The organism is Serratia proteamaculans, assembly GCF_949794035.1.
Taxonomy (GTDB): Bacteria; Pseudomonadota; Gammaproteobacteria; order Enterobacterales; family Enterobacteriaceae; genus Serratia; species Serratia proteamaculans.
Genome location: NZ_OX461105.1, coordinates 3,616,756 through 3,641,016, shown reverse-complemented (window position 1 = coordinate 3,641,016; position 24,261 = coordinate 3,616,756). Strand labels below are relative to the sequence as shown.

Annotated in this window: 20 protein-coding genes; 9 read left to right on the top strand and 11 right to left on the bottom strand. The window is 56.9% G+C overall.

Annotated elements, in window-relative coordinates:
• Positions 1–135: 135 nt before the first annotated feature.
• Together yeiP and mtr are read right to left on the bottom strand one after the other, a co-directional pair.
• Positions 136–708 (bottom strand): elongation factor P-like protein YeiP, encoded by a 573-nt coding sequence (gene yeiP, locus QOT07_RS17005; protein WP_085117648.1) that lies wholly within the window; start codon positions 706–708, stop codon positions 136–138.
• A gap of 127 nt (positions 709–835) precedes the next feature.
• Positions 836–2,080, bottom strand: coding sequence for a tryptophan permease (mtr, locus tag QOT07_RS17000; protein WP_207978808.1), 1,245 nt, complete (start codon positions 2,078–2,080; stop codon positions 836–838).
• 284 nt (positions 2,081–2,364) lie between these two features.
• Here mtr and QOT07_RS16995 point away from each other — a divergent pair, with 284 nt between their 5' ends.
• Entirely contained in the window at positions 2,365–2,619 is a 255-nt protein-coding gene (locus tag QOT07_RS16995) for a YkgJ family cysteine cluster protein (RefSeq protein ID WP_099063723.1), read from the top strand.
• Here QOT07_RS16995 and QOT07_RS16990 read toward each other — a convergent pair.
• From QOT07_RS16990 to QOT07_RS16975, 4 genes are all read right to left on the bottom strand, one after another.
• Positions 2,616–3,794, bottom strand: coding sequence for a sugar efflux transporter (locus QOT07_RS16990; RefSeq protein ID WP_099063724.1), 1,179 nt, complete (start codon positions 3,792–3,794; stop codon positions 2,616–2,618). The two genes, QOT07_RS16995 and QOT07_RS16990, sit on opposite strands and share 4 nt — an antisense overlap.
• Positions 3,795–3,972: 178 nt before the next feature.
• Positions 3,973–6,453 carry a trimethylamine-N-oxide reductase TorA gene (gene torA, locus QOT07_RS16985; RefSeq protein ID WP_207978806.1) on the bottom strand — a complete coding sequence of 827 codons (2,481 nt, stop codon included), beginning with the start codon at positions 6,451–6,453 and terminating at the stop codon, positions 3,973–3,975.
• A gap of 12 nt (positions 6,454–6,465) precedes the next feature.
• On the bottom strand, positions 6,466–7,626 hold the full coding sequence (locus QOT07_RS16980; RefSeq protein ID WP_099063726.1) for a NapC/NirT family cytochrome c: 1,161 nt from the start codon (positions 7,624–7,626) through the stop codon (positions 6,466–6,468).
• A 258-nt stretch (positions 7,627–7,884) separates the two neighbouring features.
• On the bottom strand, positions 7,885–8,307 hold the full coding sequence (locus tag QOT07_RS16975; protein ID WP_283603633.1) for a nucleotide triphosphate diphosphatase NUDT15: 423 nt from the start codon (positions 8,305–8,307) through the stop codon (positions 7,885–7,887).
• Positions 8,308–8,554: 247 nt separating this feature from the next.
• Here QOT07_RS16975 and fruB point away from each other — a divergent pair, with 247 nt between their 5' ends.
• The 4 genes from fruB (at position 8,555) to QOT07_RS16955 (ending at position 12,783) form a co-directional block, all read left to right on the top strand.
• Complete coding sequence (fruB, locus tag QOT07_RS16970; protein WP_099063728.1) at positions 8,555–9,688, top strand: fused PTS fructose transporter subunit IIA/HPr protein; 1,134 nt, start codon at positions 8,555–8,557, stop codon at positions 9,686–9,688.
• Positions 9,685–10,626 carry a 1-phosphofructokinase gene (gene fruK / locus QOT07_RS16965; RefSeq protein ID WP_099063729.1) on the top strand — a complete coding sequence of 314 codons (942 nt, stop codon included), beginning with the start codon at positions 9,685–9,687 and terminating at the stop codon, positions 10,624–10,626. The genes fruB and fruK overlap by 4 nt, the downstream gene beginning before the upstream one ends.
• Before the next feature lie 11 nt (positions 10,627–10,637).
• Complete coding sequence (gene fruA / locus QOT07_RS16960; RefSeq protein WP_283603632.1) at positions 10,638–12,323, top strand: PTS fructose transporter subunit IIBC; 1,686 nt, start codon at positions 10,638–10,640, stop codon at positions 12,321–12,323.
• Positions 12,324–12,444: 121 nt separating this feature from the next.
• Entirely contained in the window at positions 12,445–12,783 is a 339-nt protein-coding gene (locus tag QOT07_RS16955; protein ID WP_207978800.1) for a type II toxin-antitoxin system RelB/DinJ family antitoxin, read from the top strand.
• Positions 12,784–12,933: 150 nt separating this feature from the next.
• Here QOT07_RS16955 and nfo read toward each other — a convergent pair whose 3' ends face one another.
• Both nfo and QOT07_RS16945 read right to left on the bottom strand, forming a co-directional pair.
• Positions 12,934–13,773 (bottom strand): deoxyribonuclease IV, encoded by an 840-nt coding sequence (nfo, locus tag QOT07_RS16950; RefSeq protein WP_207978798.1) that lies wholly within the window; start codon positions 13,771–13,773, stop codon positions 12,934–12,936.
• Between the two features lie 117 nt (positions 13,774–13,890).
• Complete coding sequence (locus QOT07_RS16945; protein ID WP_283603631.1) at positions 13,891–14,979, bottom strand: YeiH family putative sulfate export transporter; 1,089 nt, start codon at positions 14,977–14,979, stop codon at positions 13,891–13,893.
• A gap of 249 nt (positions 14,980–15,228) precedes the next feature.
• Between QOT07_RS16945 and yieE the strand changes: the two genes are divergently transcribed.
• Both yieE and QOT07_RS16935 read left to right on the top strand, forming a co-directional pair.
• Positions 15,229–16,104: a DNA-binding transcriptional regulator YeiE gene (yieE, locus tag QOT07_RS16940; RefSeq protein ID WP_261416717.1), complete on the top strand. Its 876-nt coding sequence runs from the start codon at positions 15,229–15,231 to the stop codon at positions 16,102–16,104.
• 197 nt (positions 16,105–16,301) lie between these two features.
• Positions 16,302–17,780: an amino acid permease gene (locus QOT07_RS16935; protein WP_283603630.1), complete on the top strand. Its 1,479-nt coding sequence runs from the start codon at positions 16,302–16,304 to the stop codon at positions 17,778–17,780.
• A gap of 66 nt (positions 17,781–17,846) precedes the next feature.
• Here the strand turns inward: QOT07_RS16935 and QOT07_RS16930 are convergent, their stop codons facing one another.
• Positions 17,847–18,944 carry a GGDEF domain-containing protein gene (locus QOT07_RS16930; protein WP_283603629.1) on the bottom strand — a complete coding sequence of 366 codons (1,098 nt, stop codon included), beginning with the start codon at positions 18,942–18,944 and terminating at the stop codon, positions 17,847–17,849.
• Between the two features lie 357 nt (positions 18,945–19,301).
• On the opposite strand from QOT07_RS16930, the gene QOT07_RS16925 reads away from it, so the two are divergent.
• Positions 19,302–20,384 (top strand): FecCD family ABC transporter permease, encoded by a 1,083-nt coding sequence (locus tag QOT07_RS16925; RefSeq protein ID WP_099063734.1) that lies wholly within the window; start codon positions 19,302–19,304, stop codon positions 20,382–20,384.
• Positions 20,381–21,169 (top strand): ABC transporter ATP-binding protein, encoded by a 789-nt coding sequence (locus QOT07_RS16920; protein ID WP_129936511.1) that lies wholly within the window; start codon positions 20,381–20,383, stop codon positions 21,167–21,169. Before QOT07_RS16925 ends, QOT07_RS16920 begins: the two co-directional genes overlap by 4 nt.
• A gap of 37 nt (positions 21,170–21,206) precedes the next feature.
• On the opposite strand, the gene QOT07_RS16915 is transcribed toward QOT07_RS16920, so the two are convergent.
• Positions 21,207–22,145 carry a siderophore ABC transporter substrate-binding protein gene (locus QOT07_RS16915; RefSeq protein ID WP_283603627.1) on the bottom strand — a complete coding sequence of 313 codons (939 nt, stop codon included), beginning with the start codon at positions 22,143–22,145 and terminating at the stop codon, positions 21,207–21,209.
• Positions 22,146–22,212: 67 nt separating this feature from the next.
• The gene (locus QOT07_RS16910) at positions 22,213–24,207 is read right to left on the bottom strand and encodes a ligand-gated channel protein (protein ID WP_283603626.1); all 1,995 of its coding nucleotides are present in this window, start codon (positions 24,205–24,207) and stop codon (positions 22,213–22,215) included.
• Positions 24,208–24,261 lie beyond the last annotated feature (54 nt).

Below are 24,261 nucleotides of genomic sequence, written 5' to 3'. Positions count from 1 at the left end.
AGGGAGAGCGTGCCGAAGGGGTCGTAGCAGCTTTAGCTGCCGGAGCGCCCCTCGGTGCGCTAGGCCCGGGTATCTAGGACTAACGAACCACTTTGTTATAAAACACAGGGGCCATAATCGGCCCCTGAATTTCAACTAGTCGGCACGGCTCATATAGCGGCGTTCGGCAATATGAATGCGGATTTTGTCACCAGGGCTAAGATATTCCGGCACCTGAATGGTCAGGCCGGTCGCCATGGTGGCCGGCTTGTTGCGGGCACTGGCGGAGGCACCTTTGATGCCCGGCGCGGTGTCGACAATTTCCATATCCACGGTCTGTGGCAGTTCCAGCGCCAGCACCTGGCCGTCCAGTGTCAGCACCTGCATGCCCGGCAGACCGGCTTCAGGGATGAACAGCAGTTCGTCTTCGATCTGGTCTTTCTTGAAAATGTAAGGGGTGTAATCCTCATCATCCATAAACACGTATTCTTCACCGTCGATGTAAGAGAAGTTCACCTTACGGCGGGACAGGCTAATGGTGTCCAGAATATCGTCGCCCTTGAAGCGCTCTTCTACCTTCAGCCCGGTACGGACGTCAGAGAAGCGCATTTTGTACAAGGTGCTGGCACCACGTGCGCTTGGGCTCTGCACATCGATGTCTTTTACCAGCAGCAGTTTGCCGTTGTAGCTGATCGCCATGCCACGCTTAATTTCGTTAGCCTTTGCCATATAAAATAACCTGCAATAAAGAGTTTTTGGGAAGTTGCGACAAGTTACTCGCGCCGATGATTTCAGGCAAGCAGATCGAGCAAAAACAGGGGCAGAAAAGGGATGGCGGGCGCCATCCCCTGGGGTATTACTTGAAGACCGGCAACAGACCGAGCAATGCCAGCACGTGTGCGACGGCGTTGATCACCCCGAACAGAATGATAAACAGGATCATACCCCGGCCGCCGGGTGCGCGATACTGCGCTTCGGCAAAGCGACGACGACTGGCGCGTGCCATCATTGCCGGCACGATCACCGCCCAAACGGTGGCCGCCAGCCCGGCGAAACCGATGGCATACAGGAAGCCGTTCGGGAACAGCAGGGCGGCGATGGTCGGCGGTGCAAAGGTCACCAGTGCGGTCTTACTGCGCCCGGCGGTGTCATCGCTGAATTTGAAAAAGTCTGCCAGATAATCGAACAGGCCCAGCGAGACCCCGAGGAACGAACTGGCCAGTGCCATATAAGAGAAGGCGCTCAGGAGCTGGCCAACGGTCTGGCTGCTGGACACGTTGCCCATCTGCTTAAGCAGGCTGCCGATGTTGCCGCCTTCGGCAATCACCTGGCGAAAGGCGTCACGGGCGATGTTGCCCTGAATCACATACTGCCACAGGATGTAGATCGCCAGCGCCAGCAACGTGCCGTACACCAGGCTGCGCACCACGGCCCTGCTGTCTTTGTGGTAATACTTCACCAGTCCCGGCACGTTGCCGTGATAACCGAACGAAGTCAGCAGATAAGGCAGTGCCGCCAGGGCATAAGGCAGATAGCTGGCCTGGTCGTCACCGCGGTTGAACAGCACCGCCGGTTGTACATGAGTGAACATATCGCCCACCGACATCACAAAGGTGATCACCATACCGCCAATCAGGATAGTGCTCAGACGATCGACGGCACGGGTGGACAGCCAGACGATAAACGCCACCACGATGGCAAACACCAGCCCGGCGGTGGTTTGCCCAACGCCAACAATACCCTCCAGCGTGTGGGCGATGATCGAGCCACCGGCGGAAATATAAGCGTAGGTCAGGATATACAGTACAAAGGCGATGGAAATGCCATTAATGGCGTTCCAGCCTTTACCCAGCAGATCCTTGACGATGGTGTGGAAACTGGCCCCGCTTGGGTAATGCATTGCGGCTTCGAGGATCATCAGCCCAGAGATCAGCATGCAGGCCCAGGTATAAATCAATAGCGCGACCGAGCCGCTGAACCACACGCCAGAAGTGACAATAGGGATGGAGAACATGCCGGCGCCGACGGCGGTGCCTGCAATGATCATCGCGCCGCCAAGGACCGAAGGGCGGGAAAGCTTCTGGATGGTGTCCGCGGACATTTTTTGCTCCTGAGTGGCCGGGTTGGCCGTGAGTTCTTTTGTACTAGCTCAATGGTACAGGTGCGGTTGGCGCATGTAAAGCCGTGAATGCGCTTGTTTCATGCATTAATCGGTGTGAATGGGGCGATTTGCGGCGTGTTTTTGCCCGACATGAGTGCAACCCATTAGCGGTGAAATGGGGGCGATGTAAAGATTGTTGGACAAACCCGGATTCTGCTGGCGGCGAATGAGCGCTACTGATATTGTCGCGCTTCAATTCCGCCAGCCCACCGGGAGACTTGCTGATGGACTGTCGTGCCGACTGTGGCGCCTGTTGTATTGCGCCTTCAATATCCAGCCCGATCCCCGGCATGCCCAATGGCAAGCCCGCCAATACCCGCTGCATTCATCTGAGCGAGCAACTGCGTTGCGGTCTGTTCCATTCACCGCTGCGGCCCAGGGTCTGCGGCAGCCTGCAGGCCAGCCGCGAAATGTGCCACGACCACCGTGACGACGCGTTGATTTATCTGATCAAACTGGAAGCGGATACCGCGCCCTAAGCGTCTTTGAGTTTCCACAGGCACAGCACTGCGCCGACAACCATCGCCAGCGCGGAATAAAACACCGCGTGATAGCTCCAGACCTCCGCCACCACACCGGCGATGGAACCGGCAAAAATCCAGCCGACACGCGTCGTATTGGTAAACAGGGTGGTGGCCGCGCCGGCCTGTCCAGGCATCAAATCCTGAAAATAAAGCATGCCAATCCCCGCCAGCACGCCGATAAACGCCGCATTAAGCAGTTGCAGGGCGATCAGTGGCCAGGTGCCGGTGATAAACAATAACCCGAAGTAAAAAAGCAGGCCTGCCACCACCGCCCAACGCATTAAAAAGCGTTTGCCGAAACGTTTCGCCACCATGCCGGCAATCAGCATAGTCGGTATTTCCAGCCCGGCCGCCGTGCCCATCAAGATCCCGGCCAGCCTTTCCGGCAGTTGCAGCTCATGCACCATATACAGCGGCATATTGATCAGATACATGCTGTTGGCGGTCCACATAAAGGTGCAGGCCATAAACAGCAGCAGCGTATCACGACGGTTCTGTCGTGGTGCTTCCAGCGTGGTACTGGCGGCCACCGGTGTTTTGCGCATCGACGGCAGCATTTTCCACACCAGCACGCCACACAGGATAAACGCCGCGGCGGCGGCCAGGTACATCACCTTAAAACCGAATCCCAGTGCCAGTGCGAAGGCGATAGGCGGCCCGATCACCCAGGCAAGGGAAACCTGCGCCCGCAGGATCGAACTGAACATGACTGCTTCGCGACCGGTGCGATCGGCGTGCTCGCGCGCCAGGGCGAACATCTGTGGGTTAGCGGTAGAGCCGAAACTGGTCAGCACCACGCCAACGGCCAACAACAGGTAATAATTGCGGTTCCAGGCAAACAGCACACAACCCAATGCGCCCAGCATGCAGCAGAGGAAAATCAGCGTCTTGCGGTCACCCTTTTGATCTGAGCGGCGGGCGAGAAACTGGCTGACCAAAATGCCGATCACCGCGCTGCCGGTGAAAAACAGCCCAACCATGGAGGGGCGCACATTGACTTGCGTCGCCAGAAACAGGCTCAGCGTAGGAGTCTGTAGCGCCCCGGCAATGCCGGTGAGGAACGCCACCACTAAAAAGGCCAGCGATGTGAGGTCGGGCGAGCGTCGCGTTACCGCAGTTGAAGTAGGCATAGAGGTCAGGAAATAGCCGAGAATGAGGGGTTCGCGCGCATCATACGCCCATTTATTTTAAATAAAAAGAAAGAAACAGAAACCGGTTTCACCCTGCTTAATAGGGAAATTATTTCCCTGCGCAGGGACAAAAAAAGGGGCGATATTATCATCGCCCCTGATGCTTTTGGATCTGCCGTTACGCGCCGGCTGGCACGTCGTGCGCAGTGTTTTTCAACACTTCACCCTGATACTTCTCGATCTGCAACTGGGCCATCTGCCCACAGTTCCCCTGAGCCAGGCTGGAGGAGCCGACGTCGAAGGTCAGGCAGTTGACGTTGCCGTTTTTGCACAACGAGCCCGGCTGTGACGGATCGGCCGGATCGAACCAGGCCCCTTCGCTGATACGAACCACACCAGGACGCACGTCTTCACTGACTACCGCGCCCACCAGGATCTGGCCGCGATCGTTAAAAGCACGGACCAGATCACCGCTGGCGATGCCGCGTGACTTGGCGTCTTCCGGATGGATCACAATCGCTTCCCGATCGGCTACCGCATACTTTTTACGCAGCGGCGTGTTGTCGAGCTGCGAATGCAGGCGGTTGATCGGGTGCGCGGTGTTCAGCGACAGCGGATATTTAACCGCTTCCGGCCCACGATACCATTCATGCGGCGGCATCCAGGTCGGAATACCCGGGCAGTCCAGGTATTTCATTTTGGCGATAGCGTCGGAATGGATCTCGATTTTGCCGGACGGCGTCCCCAAAGGATTGAGCAGCGGGTTTTCGCGGTAGTCGGCGAAACGCACCCATTGGGTGTTGGCCTCGGGCACCGGGAAGCGCACATAGTTATTGGATGCCCAGAACATGTCGAACGGCGGCAGGGCCACCCGGGCACCGCGCGCCTGGGTTTTCATGTCATCGTACATGCCTTTCAACCACTGAGTTTCATCTTTGCCTTCGGTAAAGGCATCCTGCACACCCAGCTTGGCCGCCATGGCCGCGAAGATATCGAAATCGCTGCGCGACTCGTGCTGTGGCTCCACGCACTGATGCATTGGGAACACGTACAGTTGCGAGTAGTCGCCGCCCATTTCCAGATCGTTGCGTTCATAGCTGGTAGTGGCCGGTAACACGATATCGGCGTGTTTGGCGGTAGCGGTCCAGTAAGGTTCGTTCACCACGATGGTGTCCGGCCGCTGCCAGGCCTTGACCAGATTGTTGGTGTCCTGGTGCTGGTGGAAGGTGTTACCCCCGGCCACATACACCATTTTAACCTCGGGATAGGTGACCTGCGCGCCATTGAAGTTAATGGTCTTGCCCGGGTTGGACAGGCATTCGGCGATACGTGCCACCGGGATCGGTGCCGGTGAGTTTTTCGGCGCATTACCGGCAGAAATACCGGAAACAATGCCGCCTTTCGCCGTCGGACTGCCGCCGGAAGAGTAGTGATAGCTGAAGCCAAAGCCGCCGCCCGGCAGGCCAATTTGGCCGAGCATCGCCGCGACGGTGACCAACAACCAGTGCTGCTGTTCACCATGATGCTGGCGCTGAATGCCCCAACCGCCCATGATCATGGTGCGATTTTTCGCCATATCGCGCGCCAGTTGGCGCAATACATCGGCATCGACGCCGCAAACGTCGGCGGCCCATTCGGCGGTTTTCGGCGTGCCATCGGTTTCACCCAGCAAGTAAGCCTGGAATTTGTCGAAGCCGGCGGTGTAGGTTTTCAGGAAGTCCGGGTTATGCAGCTTTTCGGTCAGCAGCGTGTGGGCGATGCCGATCAACATGGCGCCATCGGTATAAGGACGTGGGGCGATCCACTGCGCATCGATAAATTTGGCGCTGTCGTTGTGTACCGGATCGATGCTGATAACGCGGGTGCCTTTCTTCTTCAGCGCTTCAAAGCCCGTCTGGCCGTAGTGGTCTGGCACGTTCCAACTGTTTTTCAGCGTGATCATCGGGTTACAACCCCACAACACCACCAGTTGGCTGTTTTCAATCACGTTTGGCCAGGCGGTTTGCTGTTCGTAAACCTCCATGGAGCCGACCACGTGTGACATGATCACCTGCGCGGCGCCGGTAGAGTAGTCACCGGCATAACCGAGGAAGCCACCGGTCAGGTTCATCAGGCGTTGCAGCAGCGTGCGGCTGTTGTGCAGCATGCCGACGCTCTTCCAGCCATAGGAACCGGCATAGATTGACTGCGGGCCATGATCTTTTTGCAGACGGGTGATTTCACCGCAAACCAGTTCAATTGCCTTGTCCCAGCTGACTCGCACCCATTCGTCGCGGCCGCGCAGTTCGGTATGGCTACCCGGGCCGCCTTCCAACCAGCTTTTACGCACCATGGGATACTTGATGCGGTTTTCAGCATGCACCTGGTAGGGTGCCATGGTGATCAGTTCGTTCGGGTAAGGATCGTCTTTGACCGGCTGCACGCCAATCATTTTGCCGTCCTGCACTATGGCTTCAAACGCACCCCAGTGCGCACCGGTCAGAATGCCTTTCTGCGCCTGACGCAATGCTACAAATTGCGGCAGCGCCTGGCTGATGGCCTGCGCCAGCGCCGACTTGGGCCACAGGCCTGCCAGCAACGGGGCGGCGGCCAGCGCGGTGGCGCCGGTCAGGAAGCGGCGGCGGCTCATTTTTAACGCTTGTTGTTGATATTTGCTCATTTCGCTTCTCCCTTAAAGCTTGGCTGGTGCGGCTGGCTGCATGTCACTGGCGTGTTTCTGCACGTATTGTGTCAGAACGCGCAGTTGTTCCTGCGTCAGCGAGGTGCGTGGAGCCATACCTTTAATTACGCCGATCCACTGGTTGGCGTTGAAGCGATCGAGGGCGGTCAGACCGTGGCAACCTGTGCAGTTGGCCGACATCATATCCGCGGTGTAGCGCCAGATTTTTTGCTGATCGTCGATCAATTGTTTACGTGGTAGCCAGACCTGCAGAGAAACCTGATGCCACACCAGCCCGGTGTCGCTATCGGTCATGGTGGTGCCGGTTTTCAGCAGTTTGCGGGCGTCTTCACCCAGCAATACGCTGAGGATACGCTTGCCCTGCGCGGCGTAGAACACTTCACTGACGCCGTCTTGCTGCCAGCCGGTGACGCTGGCCAGCACCTTGTCGCCTTCCTGCTTCACCACCTGAACTTCGGTGGATGGCATCAGGTTGCCGGCATTGTGGCTGTCGTCCGGTTTCAGGAAGAAGGGTTCAGTGGCAATGGTGTACAGCGTCGTGGCGGTCGGTGAGGTTTCGGCCGCGGCCTTCGCCAGTTCGGCGGCACCGGCCTGAGCTGCACCGCTCATGTCTGGCAGGATATGCGCCACCCCTTTATGGCAATCGATACAGGTTTCACCCTGTTTGATGGCCACCGGATGTTGGATACGCGCTTCAGGCCGCTGGGCGGTGATGTCCATGGCGTCAAAGCTGTGGCATGAGCGGCAGGTGGCGGAATCGCTTTCTTTCAACGTTTTCCATACCGACTGTGCCATCGCCAGCTTATGCGCCTCGTATTTCTCTGGTGTATCGATGGTGCCCACCATCTCGCCATAAATGTCTTTTACCGCGCGGATCTTGGTCCACAGGTAATCAAGCGGTTCGTGCGGAACGTGGCAGTCGGCGCATTCAGCGCGAATACCCTTGGTATTTTGGAAGTGAATGCTGCCCTGATATTCGGCCAGCGGTTGTTGCATGGTATGACAGGACACACAGAAGGCGGTGTCGCTGGTTTTGTGGAATACCGTGGCGGTACCCGCCAATAATGCTGCTCCGAGGATAATCCCCAGCAGCAAAAGCCACAGCCATCCCCAGCGGTGCTTTTTTATCAAGCCAGTGAATTTATTGGTCATATTGAACCCGCTTATAATTATGAAATACCAAGGAAAACCTTGCCAAAAAAATGGCCGGCCGAGTGCCGACACACCTGAAGAAGTATAGGTATAATTAGCAATGACATCTAATACTATAGGGTTATTTTTAGCAGGAAAAAGGTCATTCGAGGGATTTTTCAGCGTTATATTCTGGGTTATATAACGCATTTTTTATGAGGTTTTATCAGTCTATGAGCAAGATCACGGACAGAGTGGAAAAATCATGATTGAAAACAGCTACTTTGTGGGCAGGTAGTTCTGGCCCGTCAGCCAAAGATGAATGGCATTGCGGCTGGCTTCGAAATGGGGCTCCGGTAACTTGTTCGGCGAGCACCAGCGCCACTCGGCACATTTTTCCGGCTCTTTCAGTTCGGGATCACCACCGGGATGCTGGGTCAGCAAACATACGGACAGGGTATGTTTTCCCTCGGCGCGCCAGGTTTGCAGATTATTGCTGATGCCGATAAAAGTGGGCGGGGCGATGATCAGCCCGGTTTCTTCGGCAATCTCACGTTGTGCACATTGTTCAATGGTTTCACCAGCATCCAGGTGCCCTCCGGGGATCGACCAAAAGGGCGCGTGTTGGCCGCAGCGTTTCCCCAGCAATATTTCCCCTTGGGCATTTACGATGATTACCCCTACGCCAGCCACTACAGTCATGCTTTTCTCCGTCAGCAAAGTTTCAGCACAGTATGTCATTTTACCCTCGTGACAGGTAACCCTTCAGGAAAAGTGTGCGTAAGGTCAAAAATCTAGCACATCAATATTGAGAAAACTTGCTTTCGGTCAGTGCTACTTACACACTCCTTGAAACGTTTCAGCGTTATGGGCGCGATGATTCCGTACCGATAACGCTCCTTTTTCCCAATGAAGCTGAAACGATTCAATTCAGCAGGAGAGGAGAATCATGTTCCAGTTGTCACAGCAAGATATTCACCTGGGCGCGGCTGCCGGCAGCAAGCAGGAAGCCATCCAACAGGTTGCCGCCGCACTGACCGAGGCCGGCTGTGTCAGTGCCGCCTACGTGGACGGCATGCTGCAGCGCGAGCTGCAAACCTCCACTTACCTGGGTAACGGCATCGCCATCCCGCATGGCACCACCGATACCCGCGATCTGGTGCTGAACACCGGCGTGCAAGTATTTCAATTTCCACAGGGCATTGAGTGGGGCGAAGGCCAAACCGCCTTTGTGGTGATCGGTATTGCCGCCCGTTCCGACGAACACCTGGCGCTGTTGCGCCAGCTGACACACGTACTGAGCGACGACAGCGTGGCTGAACAGTTGGCGAAAACCACCTCGGCTGAAGAGCTGCGCAGCCTGTTGATGGGCGAAAAGCTGACGGCGGAATTCCAGTTTGACGCTTCCCTGATTGCGCTCGATGTGGCCGCTGACAGCCTGATGACGCTGCAGGCGCTGAATGCCGGTCGTTTGCAGAAGATCGGTGCGGTCAACGCCCAGTTCGTCAGCGACGTCATTACCCGCAAGCCGCTGAATCTGGGGCAGGGCATTTGGCTGAGTGACAGCACCGAAGGCAATCTGACCAGCGCAGCCACCCTGAGCCGTCCGGTGCAGGCGTTTGACGAAGACGGCGAGAAAGTTGCGCTGCTGTTGACGCTGTCGGTGGCTGACCAACAACCGCTGGCGGTGCTGAACTACCTGAGTGACCTGCTGTTGGCGAATAAAGCTGAACGCTTGCTGAACGCCGATGCCGTCACCGTGTTGGCATTGCTGACCAGTGAGGTCGAAGAAGAAAATACCACCCTGAGTGCCGAATACGTGATCCGTAACGAACACGGTCTGCATGCCCGTCCGGGCACGGCACTGGTCAACGTCATCAAGCAGTTCAGCAGTGAAATTACCGTCACTAACCTGGATGGCAGTGGCAAACCGGCCAACGGACGCAGCCTGATGAAGGTCGTGGCGTTGGGCGTGAAGAAAGGACATCACCTGCGCTTTACCGCCAAAGGTGAAGATGCTGAAACGGCGCTGAAGGCGATCGGAACGGCAATTAACGAAGGACTGGGCGAGGGCGCAGCATGAGCAGAAGAGTAGCAACAATTACCCTGAATCCGGCTTACGATCTGGTGGGCTTTTGCCCGGAGATCGAGCGCGGTGAAGTGAATCTGGTTAAAACTGCCGGTCTGCACGCCGCCGGAAAAGGCATTAACGTCGCCAAGGTGCTGAAAGACTTGGGCATTGATGTGACAGTCGGCGGCTTCCTCGGCAAAGACAACCAGGACGGCTTCCAACTGCTGTTCAGCGATCTGGGCATTGCCAACCGCTTCCAGGTGGTGCCGGGCCGTACCCGCATTAACGTCAAATTGACGGAAAAAGACGGCGAAGTGACCGATTTCAACTTCTCCGGCTTTGAGGTCACCGGCCAGGATTGGGAACGTTTCGTGACCGACTCCCTGAGCTGGCTCGGTCAGTTTGACATGGTGGCCGTGAGCGGCAGTCTGCCGGCCGGGGTTGATCCCGATGCCTTTACCGACTGGATGGTTCGTCTGCGCGCCCAGTGCCCATGCATTATTTTCGACAGCAGCCGTGAAGCCCTGGTTGCCGGCCTGAAAGCCGCGCCGTGGCTGGTGAAACCGAACCGCCGTGAGCTGGAAATCTGGGCCGGTCGCCCGTTGCCACAGCTGGCAGACGTGGTTGAGGCCGCCCATGCGCTGCGCGATCAGGGCATTGCCCACGTAGTGATTTCTCTCGGCGCAGAAGGCGCGCTGTGGGTCAACGCTTCCGGCGCCTGGATCGCCAAACCCCCGGCCTGCGAAGTGGTCAGCACCGTCGGTGCCGGTGACTCGATGGTGGGTGGGCTGATCTATGGCCTGCTGATGCGCGAATCCAGTGAACATACTTTGCGTTTGGCCACCGCCGTGGCTGCACTGGCCGTCAGCCAGAGCAACGTTGGCGTGACCGACCGTCCACAGTTGGCCGCGATGATGGCGCGTGTCGATCTGAAACCTTTTAATCAATAGCAGGAGGCAGAATGAAAACACTGCTGATGATAGACAGTTCGCTGGGGCAGGCGCGTGGTCACCTGGCGAAACGTATGCTCGGTGCTGCTGCAGCAAAAACCGGCCTGACGCTGGTTGAGTCGCTGGCTGAGGCTGAACTGGTGGTGGTCGCAGGGCAAGCTGCGCCTGCTGACGCCGCGCTGAACGGCAAACGGGTTTATGTGGGTGATGTGGAACACGCGGTGCGTGAACCTGAAGCCTTCCTGACGCAGGCTATCGCCGAGGCAAAAGCCTGGCAGGTACCGGCAGCGGCTGAGCCGGTCAAAGCGGCCGGTCAAAAACGCATTGTGGCGATCACCGCTTGCCCAACCGGCGTGGCGCATACCTTTATGGCGGCAGAGGCCATTGAGAGCGAAGCCAAAAAACGCGGCTGGTGGGTGAAGGTTGAAACCCGTGGCTCCGTAGGCGCAGGCAATACCATTACGCCAGAAGAAGTGGCGGCGGCCGATCTGGTGATTGTGGCGGCTGACATCGAAGTGGATCTGGAGAAATTTGCCGGCAAGCCGATGTACCGTACTTCGACCGGTTTGGCGCTGAAGAAAACCGCGCAGGAACTGGACAAGGCACAGGCCGAAGCCGAGATTTTCCTGCCGCAGAAAAGCGGTACTCCGGCCGCAGCCGGCAAGAAGAAAGAGAGTGCCGGGCCATATCGCCACCTGCTGACCGGCGTGTCCTACATGCTGCCGATGGTGGTGGCGGGCGGTCTGTGTATCGCACTGTCGTTCGTGTTCGGTATCAAGGCATTTGAAGTTAAAGGCACGCTGGCGGCTGCGCTGATGCAAATCGGCGGGGGATCGGCCTTTGCGCTGATGGTGCCGGTACTGGCCGGTTTTATCGCGTTCTCGATTGCTGACCGTCCGGGCCTGACGCCAGGGTTGATCGGCGGCATGCTGGCCGTGAGCACCGAAGCCGGTTTCCTCGGCGGTATCATTGCCGGTTTCCTGGCGGGTTATGTCGCCAGATTTATCAGCACCAAATTGCGTTTGCCGCAGAGTATGGAAGCGCTGAAGCCGATCCTGATCATTCCGCTGGTGGCCAGCCTGATCGTCGGTTTGATCATGATTTTCATCGTCGGTACGCCGGTGGCGAAAATCATGGAAGGCCTGACCCATTGGCTGCAGTCCCTGGGTACCGCTAACGCAGTGCTGCTGGGGGCGATCCTCGGTGCCATGATGTGTACCGATATGGGCGGCCCGGTCAACAAGGCGGCCTATGCCTTTGGCGTGGCGTTGCTGAGTTCTTCGGTGTATGCGCCGATGGCGGCGATTATGGCAGCTGGTATGGTGCCACCGCTGGCGATGGGGTTGGCTACGCTGCTGGCGCGTCGCAAGTTCGACAAGTCACAGCAGGAAGGGGGCAAAGCTGCGTTGGTGTTGGGCCTGTGCTTTATCTCTGAAGGGGCGATCCCGTTTGCTGCCCGTGACCCGATGCGCGTGTTGCCTTGCTGCATCGCCGGTGGTGCATTGACCGGTGCGCTGTCCATGGCGTTTGGTGCCAAGCTGATGGCACCACACGGCGGGCTGTTTGTGCTGTTGATCCCTGGTGCTATCACCCCGGTGCTGCTGTATCTGGTGGCGATTATCGCCGGTACGCTGTTGGCGGGCGTGTCTTACGCGGTGCTGAAACGTGCTGACGTCCCGGCGGCTAGCGTGGCTTAACCTTTACGCGGGCAATAAAAACCACCTCAAGGGACCCTATGGGTCCCTTGTCTATTCCTGCATCTTAAGATTGTTTTAATGGTCTCGCGTGACTACAATGTGACTACAAATGTAGGGGGTAATGATGGAAACTTATGTACGTGCTCGCATCGACACTGATCTTAAAGATGCCGCAACCGCTGTTTTGAAAGATTGCGGACTGACGGTCAGTGCAGCCTTTAGAATATTTCTGAGTGAAGTCGTTGCAACCAAGGCTATGCCAATAGAAATAAAGGCCCATACGCCTAACGCACGCCTTCGTGCGGCCATTGAAGAAGCTGATGCTCTAGCGGCAGGAAAGCCGGACCACTTTAATAGTGTTGAATCCATGATGGAGAGCCTGAAAGTTGGTAAAAAAACCACTATCGAAAGCCAAGACCAAGGCGAAAGCAGCGAGGGCGGCGCGTCCAGCGGGGATTAGGCCGCGAAAATTGGACTACACATCCCGTTTTGACAAAGATTGGGCACGCATGCTGAATTATTCAAATGAACCACTCCGTTAGCAGGACGCGCTAGAGTCACCCCCACTCAGTCAGCCTATTGCTCACCGGGGAGGGTGACCCACACACAACTACTGCTGAGCTTTCAGCCAGGCGATCTCTTCCGCCCAGATATCCGGGTTCACCGTTTCCAGGATCAGCGGGATATTGTCGAAACGCGCGTCGCGCATGATATAGCTGAACACCGTTTTACCGATGTTTCCCTCACCCAGGCTGTGGTGCCGATCGACGCGGCTGTTGAATGCGCTCTTGGCGTCATTCAGGTGCATACCGCGCAGATAGTTGAAGCCCACCACCTCACCCAGCTCTTTAAAGGTCTGTTCGCAGGTTTCCTCGGTACGCAGGTCGTAACCGGCGGCAAAGGCGTGGCAGGTATCGATGCAGACGCCGACGCGGCTTTTATCTTCCACGCCGTCGATGATCGCCGCCAAATGTTCAAACTTAAAGCCCAGATTACTGCCCTGACCGGCGGTGTTTTCGATCACTGCCGTCACGCCGGTGGTTTTATCCAGCACCATGTTGATGGATTCGGCGATACGCGCCAGGCATTTGTCTTCGTCAATTTGCAGCAGATGGCTGCCAGGGTGGAAGTTCAGCAGCGTCAGCCCCAGTTGCTCGCAGCGTTGCATTTCATCAAGAAAGGCTTCGCGGGATTTTTCCAACGCCTCGGTCACCGGGTGGCCGAGATTAATCAGGTAGCTGTCGTGCGGCAGGATCTGCCCTGGGCCGTAACCGTATTGCGCGCAGGCGCTTTTAAACTTATCGATCACGTCAGCAGGCAGCGGGGCGGCCTTCCATTGACGCTGATTTTTGGTGAACAGGGCGAATGCTGTCGCCTCTAATTCGTGCGCGCGGATCACTGCTTGATCCACGCCGCCTGACGCGCTGACATGTGCACCGACAAACTTCATTTTCATTCTCCTGTGTAATCGGCGTCATTATGGCATTGATAGCGGAAGGATTGAATGGCTGGAAAAGTTCAGGCCCGCGATGGCGGGCCTGAGGTCGGAAAACAACGGCGGAGATAATCAGAGGAAATGTTGCACCAGCAGGTTAATCACAGTACCGCCAACAATCAGCCAGATGAACAGCAGGGTGGCCAGCAGAATCGGTTTGAACCCTGCCTGACGCACTGCGCTGATGTGGGTGGTTAGCCCCAGCGCCGCCATCGCCATCGCCAGCATCCAGGTATCGGCGGTAATCAGGTGTTTCACCAGCGTCGCCGGGATCAGGTCGAATGAGTTCAGCCCGGCAACGGCGATAAACAGCACGGCGAACCAGGGAATGGTGATGGCGGATTTTTCTGCCTTTTCCCCAGTGTTTTCGGTGCTACGGCTGCGGCTGATAAACCCGGAGAGCACGACCAGGAAGGGTGCCAGCATCATCACGCGGATCATTTTGGAGATCACCGCGGCATTTTCGGCATCCGGCCCGATGGCATGCCCGGCGGCGACGACCTGTGCCACTTCGTGGATGGTCGAACCGGTAAAGATACCGAAAGTTTCCTGATTAAACGGCAGCCACTGGAATTGCTCATTCAGATGGTACAGCCATGGGTAGGCGAAGATCGCCAGTGTGCCGAACACCACCACGGTGCTGACTGCGACGGCCACTTTATTGGCATCGGCTTTCAATACCGGCTCGGTCGCCATGACCGCGGCCGCACCGCAGATGCTGCTGCCGGCACCGATCAGCATGGTGGTGTGACTGTCGAGGCCAAACACCCTTTTGCCCAACCAGCAGGCCAGCAGGAAAGTGGTGGTTAGCGTCAAGGCATCAATGATGATGCCGGTAGTGCCCACGTCGGCAATTTGCTGGAACGTCAGACGGAAGCCGTAAAGGATAATACCGAGACGCAGCAGGCGCTGTTTGGCAAATTGAACGCCGCCATGGCAGCTTGGTTGCAACCAGGGATACAGCGTATTGCCCACCACAATGCCGAGTAAAATCGCCAGCGTCAGCGCCCCTAATCCCAATCCGGCTACCCAGGGAATATCACCGACCCATACCGCCAACGCGGTGATGGCACCGGTCAACAACAGCCCGGGGACCAGGTGAGGTATACCGAACAGGGGGAATTGTCGGGTTGGGAAATTGTGTGTGGTATTGGTCGCCATAAGTCAGCCCTTTTATTCAAAATCTTGAGCACAGACTACGTTCTGGCAGCATAAAAGAGAAATTGATTATATGGTTATAACCTATCTGAATAAGTGGTTAGTCGACCTGGCTGGCTTTCATGCTGATTTCTGCAAACGTGGTACCATTAATGTTATTCACCCTGTGCGTTGTTGCCGGTCAGCAGCGCAGATTTTGCATTAATTTCAGTGACTTTTTTCGATGTCACCTTTGATCAATACCGAGACGCTATGCATATCACCTTACGTCAATTGGAAGTTTTTACCGAAGTGCTTAAAAGCGGTTCGACCACGCAGGCCTCGGTGGTTCTGGCGTTATCACAATCGGCGGTCAGCGCAGCGCTGGCCGATCTGGAAGGGCAGTTGGGCGTGCAGTTATTCGATCGCGTGGGGAAGCGTCTGGTCATTAATGAGCACGGCCGGTTGCTGTATCCGAAGGCCCTGGCGCTTCTGGAGCAGGCGGGCGAGATTGAACAGCTGTTCCGCCATGACGGCGGTGCGTTGCGCATCGGTGCCAGCAGCACCATCGGCAACTATATGCTGCCGGAGATGATCGCCCATTATCGGCATGATTTCCCCGCTTCACCGTTGGAATTGAACGTCGGCAACAGCCAGGACGTGATTGGCGCGGTTGCGGACTTCCGGGTCGATCTGGGGTTGATTGAAGGCCCTTGCCATATGCCGGAACTGATCACTCTGCCGTGGCTGGAAGATGAGTTGGTGGTGTTTGCCGCGCCGGACAACCCGCTGGCCGGGCAGCCGCTGACTCTGGAGATGCTGGCTACCGCTCCCTGGATCCTGCGTGAAGGCGGCTCGGGTACGCGCGAGGTGCTGCATCACCTGCTGCTGGCGCACTTGCCGCACTTCCAGTTGGTGATGGAACTGGGCAACTCGGAAGCGATCAAGCACGCGGTACGCCACGGCATGGGGATCAGCTGTCTGTCGCGGCGGGTGATCGGCGAACAGTTGGACAGCGGGGTGCTGGTGGCACTGAATGTGCCGTTGCCGCCTCTGATGCGGACCCTTTATCTGATCCATCACCGGCAAAAGCATCTCTCCAACGCGCTGCAGCGTTTCCTCGGCTACTGCGGGTTTCAGCCCCAATGACGTCTCTGTCAGGAGAAACAAAGCATAAAAATCTGCTCCCTGTCACATTAATGACAGTAAGTAAGGTATTGTGGCCCGTTGCTAATAATTAGCCCTGAATTATGAAGCTATCTTATATCAGTGCAATGTTACTAGTTCGCCGGTGGGTATTTGTTACAATCCGCCCTCATTTTTTTTGACCAGCAGATAGGGTAAGAATGGCTCAGCAGGATATAAAAACATCGGGGCAACCAGCACCCGGATTGCGCCGCGAGCTGAAAGCTCGGCACTTAACCATGATTGCTATTGGTGGCTCTATTGGCACCGGTCTGTTTGTCGCCTCTGGCGCTACGGTTTCTCAGGCCGGTCCGGGCGGGGCACTGCTGTCCTACGCGCTGATCGGGTTGATGGTTTACTTCCTGATGACCAGTCTGGGCGAATTGGCAGCTTTTATGCCGGTCTCCGGCTCGTTCTCTACCTACGGTGCCAAATACGTAGAAGAAGGCTTTGGTTTCGCGCTGGGCTGGAACTATTGGTACAACTGGGCGGTGACCATCGCCGTTGACCTGGTGGCTTCACAGCTGGTGATGACCTACTGGTTCCCGGACGCGCCAGGCTGGATCTGGAGCGCACTGTTCCTTTGCCTGATGTTCCTGTTGAACTACATTTCGGTTAAAGGTTTCGGTGAAGCGGAATACTGGTTCTCGCTGATCAAAGTGACCACCGTCATTATCTTTATCGGTATCGGTGTGCTGATGATCTTCGGCATCCTCAAAGGGGGGGAGCACGCAGGCTGGCAGAACTGGACCATAGGCGACGCGCCGTTTGCCGGAGGGTTCTCGGCAATGATAGGCGTGGCGATGATAGTGGGCTTCTCGTTCCAGGGCACCGAGCTTATCGGTATCGCGGCCGGTGAGTCGGAAAACCCGGGCAAAAACATCCCGCGCGCGGTGCGTCAGGTGTTCTGGCGTATCCTGCTGTTCTATATCTTTGCCATCCTGATTATCAGCTTGATCATTCCTTATACCGATCCGAGCCTGCTGCGTAACGATGTGAAAGACATCAGCGTCAGCCCGTTCACGCTGGTGTTCCAGCACGCCGGTCTGCTGTCGGCGGCGGCGGTGATGAATGCGGTGATCCTGACGGCAGTATTGTCCGCCGGTAACTCCGGGATGTACGCTTCCACCCGCATGCTGTTTACTCTGGCATCGGAAGGTAAAGCGCCACGTATCTTTGCCAAACTGTCGAAGGGCGGGGTGCCACGCAACGCGTTGTACGCCACTACCGTGGTGGCGGGTCTGTGCTTCCTGAGCTCGATGTTCGGCAACCAGTCGGTTTATCTGTGGCTGCTGAATACTTCAGGCATGACCGGCTTTATCGCCTGGTTAGGGATTGCCATCAGCCATTACCGTTTCCGTCGTGGCTATATGATCCAGGGGCGCGATCTCAACGATCTGCCGTACCGTTCCGGCTTCTTCCCGCTGGGGCCGATCTTTGCCTTTGTCCTGTGCCTGGTTATCACGCTGGGACAGAACTATCAGGCGTTCCTGCAAGACCGGATCGACTGGTACGGTGTGACGGCCACCTATATCGGTCTGCCGCTGTTCCTGATTATCTGGTTCGGCTACAAGCTGACGTGCGGCACCCGTGTCGTGAAGTACAGCGAAATGGAATTCCCGAAAATGGACGTGAACTAACTCCGATCTTTAGCCTGTGAATTTCAAGCTGCAGCCGATCGCCTGGCTGCAGCTTGAAACGCCGTGCTACTCCTTTCTGTTGACCACCAGCGCTTGCTGCGCCGCCGCCATCAGGCTTTCAACCGTTTGATAATCCTGCGTTAACGCCAGTACACCGCTATTCAACTGCAGCGTCACCTCACCGAATGCACCAAAGTCGTATGGCACCTCCAACGGGGGAACGATACGCGCCAAAAACTCCCCTTCGGAACCGTAAGGCAGGCCGTGCACCAGGATCAGAAACTGACCACCGCTATAGCGACAGACAAAATCACTGGGGCGAACCAGCATTTTCAGGCGCTCGCCAATGGTGCGTAACACATCATCGCCGATCAGCACGCCGTGGCTTTGGTACAGCGCTGCCAGTGGGGTGAATTCGATCATAAACAGATGAGAAAGTGGGTGGATGGTGGGCGAGGGGCTACAAATTTCCTGCATCACCGCTTCGCCGCCAGCCCGGTTGAGGAAGCCGGTCAAATGATCGCGCTGGGCCGCTTGCTGTTTTTCTGCGGTCAGCGTGACCTGCTGTGCCACCTGACGATGGTAAAACGCGATCAATCCATGGGCCAGCAGCAACCACAGCGGAATGATATCCGCCAGTAAAAACAGATTTTGCACGCGTGACAACGGCGCGGCCAGCAGATAGGGCAGCGTCAGCAGCATCACCTCCAGCAAGGCAAAGCGCGGTGCGGCGGCGTGGCGCTGTATCAGCCAGAACGCCAGCGCGGTAATCAACAGGCCGGCGAACAGGATCAGAACCATGCGACCAGACAGCATCGCCAGCAGGGCAATGGCTCCCACCAGGGCGCACCAGAGCAGCACCGTTACCAGCATGGCGGTTGGCCTGCGGGGGGGACTGACGCGCGCCAGCCACCAGCGCACGCCGGTCAGCAGGACCAGCAACACCAGCAGTGCTGCGCCAATGGTCATATGGCTCAGCCAGGCATAAGCCAACAGCAGCAGCGCCACCCCGGCGGCATTCAGCCAGGGGGTGACTGGCGAAGGCACCAGGGTCAGCCGCATCTGGCGTTGGAATTGGGCGTCATCAGCCTGCTGCGGGCTTTGTACCAGCCAGTGCAGCAAGGCGGGCTTTTTAGGCGTTAAGGTTTGGGTTCGACTTCTCAATGCAGCCTCTTTCATCGGGGCCCTGCCAACAGGCCAAAATATCCGGTCTGGCGCGGTGAGCACGCCATTTACCGGTCTGGTTTTGGATTCTATGTGGTTTCGTTGCAATTTGTCACAGCCGGACAGAGCGAGGCGAAACTTTCGGAATTATTAACCCTGTCCGCTAGCAACGGCTTGTCAGACCTGTTTGGTTAATCACCTTATAAAATAAAGCGTTACATATTCACATGGCGGGTAATAGCTATTGATATGATTGATAAGTATTATCGTTTGCTTTATTGTTACCGGCTGCTTATCAGGTTCAAGCGGCCGTCTGGCACACCGCTATGGTCATCGTCGTAACAGGTATCCGAAATAATGAGCGTATCCACCGATCCTCTGTCTGACGCCAAGGGGCAACCCGACGTCAACGTTATGGGGCGTTATCACCATATTCTCCGCCACCGTTTATTGATGATGGGGGTGTTGGCATTGGCGATTTTGGGGTCGCTGCTGCTGGATTTTACCCTGGGGCCCTCAGGTCTTTCGTTGTCCTCGCTGTGGCAAACGCTGATTGATCCTGCGACGGCCGATGCCGGAACGCGGGTGATCGTCTGGGATATCCGCCTGCCCTATGCCCTGATGGCGGTGGTGGTGGGCTTTGCGCTTGGCCTGGCCGGTGCCGAAATGCAGACCATCCTGAATAACCCGCTGGCCAGCCCCTTTACCCTGGGGGTGTCTTCTGCTGCGGCTTTCGGCGCGGCGCTGGCCATCGTGTTGGGGATTGGCGTACCGGGCATTCCCGACCAGTGGTTTATTTCCGCCAATGCGTTTGTTTTCGCCCTGTTCGCCGCGCTGATGCTGGACGGTATTACGCGCTGGACGCGGGTTGCCACCTCCGGGGTGGTGCTGTTTGGCATTGCGCTGGTGTTCACCTTTAACGCGCTGGTTTCCATGATGCAGTTTATTGCCAGCGAAGACACGCTGCAGGGACTGGTGTTCTGGACCATGGGCAGCCTGGCGCGCGCCTCATGGGACAAGCTGGGTATCCTGCTCGGAGTATTCGCCGTGCTGCTGCCGTTGTCGATGATGAGCTCATGGAAACTGACCGCGCTGCGTCTGGGTGAAGATCGGGCGGTGAGCTTTGGTATCGACGTGCGTCGTCTGCGTCTGACTACCTTGCTGCGTATCAGTATTCTTTCCGCATTAGCGGTGGCGTTTGTCGGGCCTATCGGTTTTATCGGCCTGGTGGCGCCCCATATCGCCCGAATGATTTTCGGTGAAGATCACCGTTTCTATCTGCCGGCCAGTGCGCTGATTGGTGCGCTGGTGTTGTCGATGGCTTCCGTAGTGTCGAAAAACCTGATCCCGGGGATCATCATCCCGGTGGGTATCGTCACCTCGCTGGTGGGCGTGCCGTTCTTCCTGAGTATTATTTTGCGTCATCGGGGGAATGTATGAGTCAGGGATTACGCATTGAGCATTTTTCTGCCGGTTATCCGAAGCGTCAGGTGATCAGCGATCTGGCGGTCCCGATGTTATCTCGCGGTCAAATCACCGTGCTGTTGGGGCCGAACGGCAGTGGAAAGTCGACGCTGCTGCGTTCATTGGCGGGGTTAAACCCGGCGCAGGGGCAACTGTGGCTGGATGATACCGATTTAATGCAGATGCCTTTTGCCCGCCGGGCTGAAAAGGTGGTGTATCTGCCGCAATCGTTGCCTGCCGGGGTGCATCTGCACGTGCTGGAGTCGATCATTGTGGCGCAACGCGCTTCAGGCGGCCGCAGCAACGCCGGCAGCGAGGCCGAGGTGATGGCGCTGCTCGAGCAGCTTGGCATCGCCCATTTGGCGCTGAGCTATCTTGATCAGCTCTCCGGTGGGCAGAAACAGTTGGTCGGGTTGGCACAGTCGCTGATCCGCCAGCCCTCGTTGTTGCTGCTGGATGAACCGCTGAGCGCGCTCGATCTCAACTACCAGTTCCACGTGATGGATCTGGTACGTAAAGAGACGCGTAAACGCAATATCATCACGGTGGTAGTGGTGCATGACATCAATATCGCCCTGCGTCATGGTGACCACGTACTGATGCTACAGAATGGCGAATTGATTGCCGACGGGGCGCCGGAAGAGGTGATTACGCCGCAGAGTCTGGCGCGGGTTTATGGCGTACGTGGACGCATTGAGCGTTGTTCGCAAGGGACACCGCAGGTGTTGATCGACGGCCTGGTGAACCAGCCGGTGGTTTGATATCAGGAAGGCCCGGTGATCGCCGGGCCTTTTACTCTTACTTCTTGTTCAGCGCGTCGGCGACGCGTTCGACGATATGCTGGCTGGTGATAATACCGCCAGACAGATAGACCTCAGCCGCCGGTAAATAAACCACCTGACCTTTCTTCACCGCCACGGTGTTTTTCAGCGCGGTAGTGGTGAGTATCTTCTGCGGATCAACCGCATTCGGACGGCCGGTTGCCGCATCGCGATCGATGATAAACAGCCAGTCCGGGTTCAGTTTAGCCACCTGCTCGGGCGACAGCTTGTTGCCGCGAACATCGGGGTTTTCGCTCTGTAACGCCGAAGGGAATCCGAGCGCATCGTAGGTAAAGCTGAAACGGCTCTTGGGCGCATAAGCGCTGATTTTCCCGCTAGAGAACAACACCACCAGGCCACGCCCGGCTTTTGCCACTTGCGGTTTGACCGCTGCAATTTCAGCGTCCAGTTTGTCGACCGCGGCCTGTGCCTGCGGCTGTTTATCGAACAACTCACCCAATTGCAGCGTCCGTTGCTTCAGGCTGCCCAGTTGATCTTGCGGATCAATCGCCATATTCAACGTTGGCGCGATACCGCTCAGTTCGCTATAGGCCTTGGAAGAGCGACCGGCGATCAGGATAAGATCCGGTTTGGCTGCACGCAGCGTGGCCATGTCCGGTTCAAACAGGGTACCGGCGTTGAGGTATTTGGCATCCTGATACTGCTTCAGGCTATCCGGCAGCATGGTGCGGTTGCCCGGCAGTGCCAGCGGATCGACGCCCAGCAGTTGCAGGGTTTCCAGCGAAGCGTAGTCCAGCACCACCACGCGTTGCGGGTGTTTTTTCACTTCTGTGGTGCCGTTAAGATGTTGAAAGCTGACCGTTGCCGGGGCCGCAGTGTGGGGCTGACTGTTGCAGCCTGCCAGCGCCATACAGGCCAGCAGGGCGATAACCATGGGGGAACGACGTAATGTCATTAAGGCTTCCTCGGGTGCGAGAGTGACAAAAAGGGCGCGCAGTTTGAAGTGCGCGCCCGGTGTGGCATCAGAAGTTGTAAGTCATGCCGACGGTGTAGCGGCGGCCGTCGAGCGTGGTGTTGTAGTGCTCGTAATCCACGGTTTTGTCGAGGATGTTGTAGACCCCACCGGTAACCTGCAGGTTTTTATTGGCCTTATAGCTCAGACCGGCATCGACAAAGGTGTAAGACGGCGTGCTCTTGGCCATTGACGTCCGGCTTAAATAATCTGAAGTCTTGCTGCGGAAGTTCACGCGTGACCACAGGCTGACGTCTTGTGTGGCCTGCCAATCCAGCACGCTGTTAACCATATGTTTTGGCATCTGGTTCAGCGGCTTGCCCTGGAAATCTCCGCTTTTCTGTTCGGACGAGGTATAGGTATAGTTGGTGGTCCACTCCCAGTCCTTGGTGATTTCCCAGCCGAAGGTGGCCTCTACGCCGCGCATATTGGCTTTATCAACGTTAGTGCGGTCACTGATAAAGTAGTAAGGCGTATTGCCGATCATGCATTGTGCGTCGCCATCACCGCTGTCACAGCGACGGACTTCGGTGATCTTGTCTTTGAAGTCGGTGTTGAACAGGGTTACGCCGGCGTTCAGGCCCCGTTGGTTATCCCACATCACGCCGATCTCTTCGCTCAGGCTCTTCTCTGGCTGCAGGTCCGGGTTGCCGATAATGATTGAGGTGCGTCCACCACCGGTGATTTGTCCCCAGTTGGCAGAGGATTGGCGCAGGTCTGGTGACCGGTAGCCGGCGGAAACGCCGCCTTTCAGCGTAAATTCCTCGGTCAGGTGCCAGACGCCGTACATGCGCGGTGTCCAGTGGTTGCCGTAGTTCTGGTCCTGATCCATACGGATGCCGCTGGTCAGGCTGAAGTCGTTGGTCATTGCCCATTCGTCTTCGGCAAACAGCGCCCAGCTCCAACGGGTCAGCTTATTCAAGCCATCTGCCGCTTCCAACTGATTGCCTTCGTCACTCAATTTTTCGTAACGATATTGACCACCCAGGCTCAGCATATGGGCGCCGAGATCAAACTGGGTTTGGGTATTGAGGATGGTGTTATACATCTTCATTTTGCGGCCCGGATTATTGTTTTCTTCGTGCTGAATGTAACTGGTGGTGTTGCCGAAGTCGTAATAACCGTTATGCGTCAGTGCATAGTTGGTACGGGCGTAAAGGCTGTCACTGGCGGTGTTTGGCGTACATTTGTTATTGCGACAGTTTTCGGCCGCCATGGATTTACCTGGCGTGCTGTTACGGTCCTGCAGCGAGCGGCCAACTTCAAAGTCGAATTCGTTTTTATCATCCGGTGTCAGGCTAAATACCGCAGTACCGCTGCGCATGCGCTGTTCGTTAAAGCCGTTGAGGATTTGGTCCTCGGCACGACGCGACAGCAGGCCGTTGACCCGCAGGCCCAGCAAGCCTTCAATCAGCGGGCCGGAGGCGTAGGCGTTGGTCTGGAAAATATCGCCGGAGTCACTGCGTTCCTGGAAGGTGGCGTCGCCGTGCAGCGAGCCTTTCCATTCGGTCCTGGAGGTCTTGCGGGTGATCACGTTGATCACGCCGCCCATGGCGTCGGAACCATACAGTGAGGACATAGGGCCGCGTACCACTTCAATACGCTCAATCGCTTCCAGCGGTGGCAGCCAGCCCTGTTCGATGCCGGAGTTATCGCTGTTCGGGCGAGTGCCACGCGTGTCCACGCGCTTGCCATCCACCAGGATCAGGGTGTATTTGGAGGACATGCCGCGGATGCTGATATCGCTGCTGCTGGCCCCGCCGGTGACTACCACGCCCGGCACGTCTTTCAACGCGTCGGTAATATCGCGATAGGCTTTGTCTTCAATCTGTTGACGTGGGATCACCGAGATGGAGGCGGCGGAGTCCTGGATTTTTTGCTGGAAACCGGAGGCGGTCACCACCATGGTGTCCTGTGCGTCATTCTGGGGTGCGGCGAACGCGCCAGCGCTGCCGAGTGAAGCAATAATCAGTGCGGTGAGCTGGTTATAACGTGGCTTTTCCATGAGGCAAACCTTTCCTGGTCTGATGTAAATCGACAAAGTGTCGTTTTAACGGTT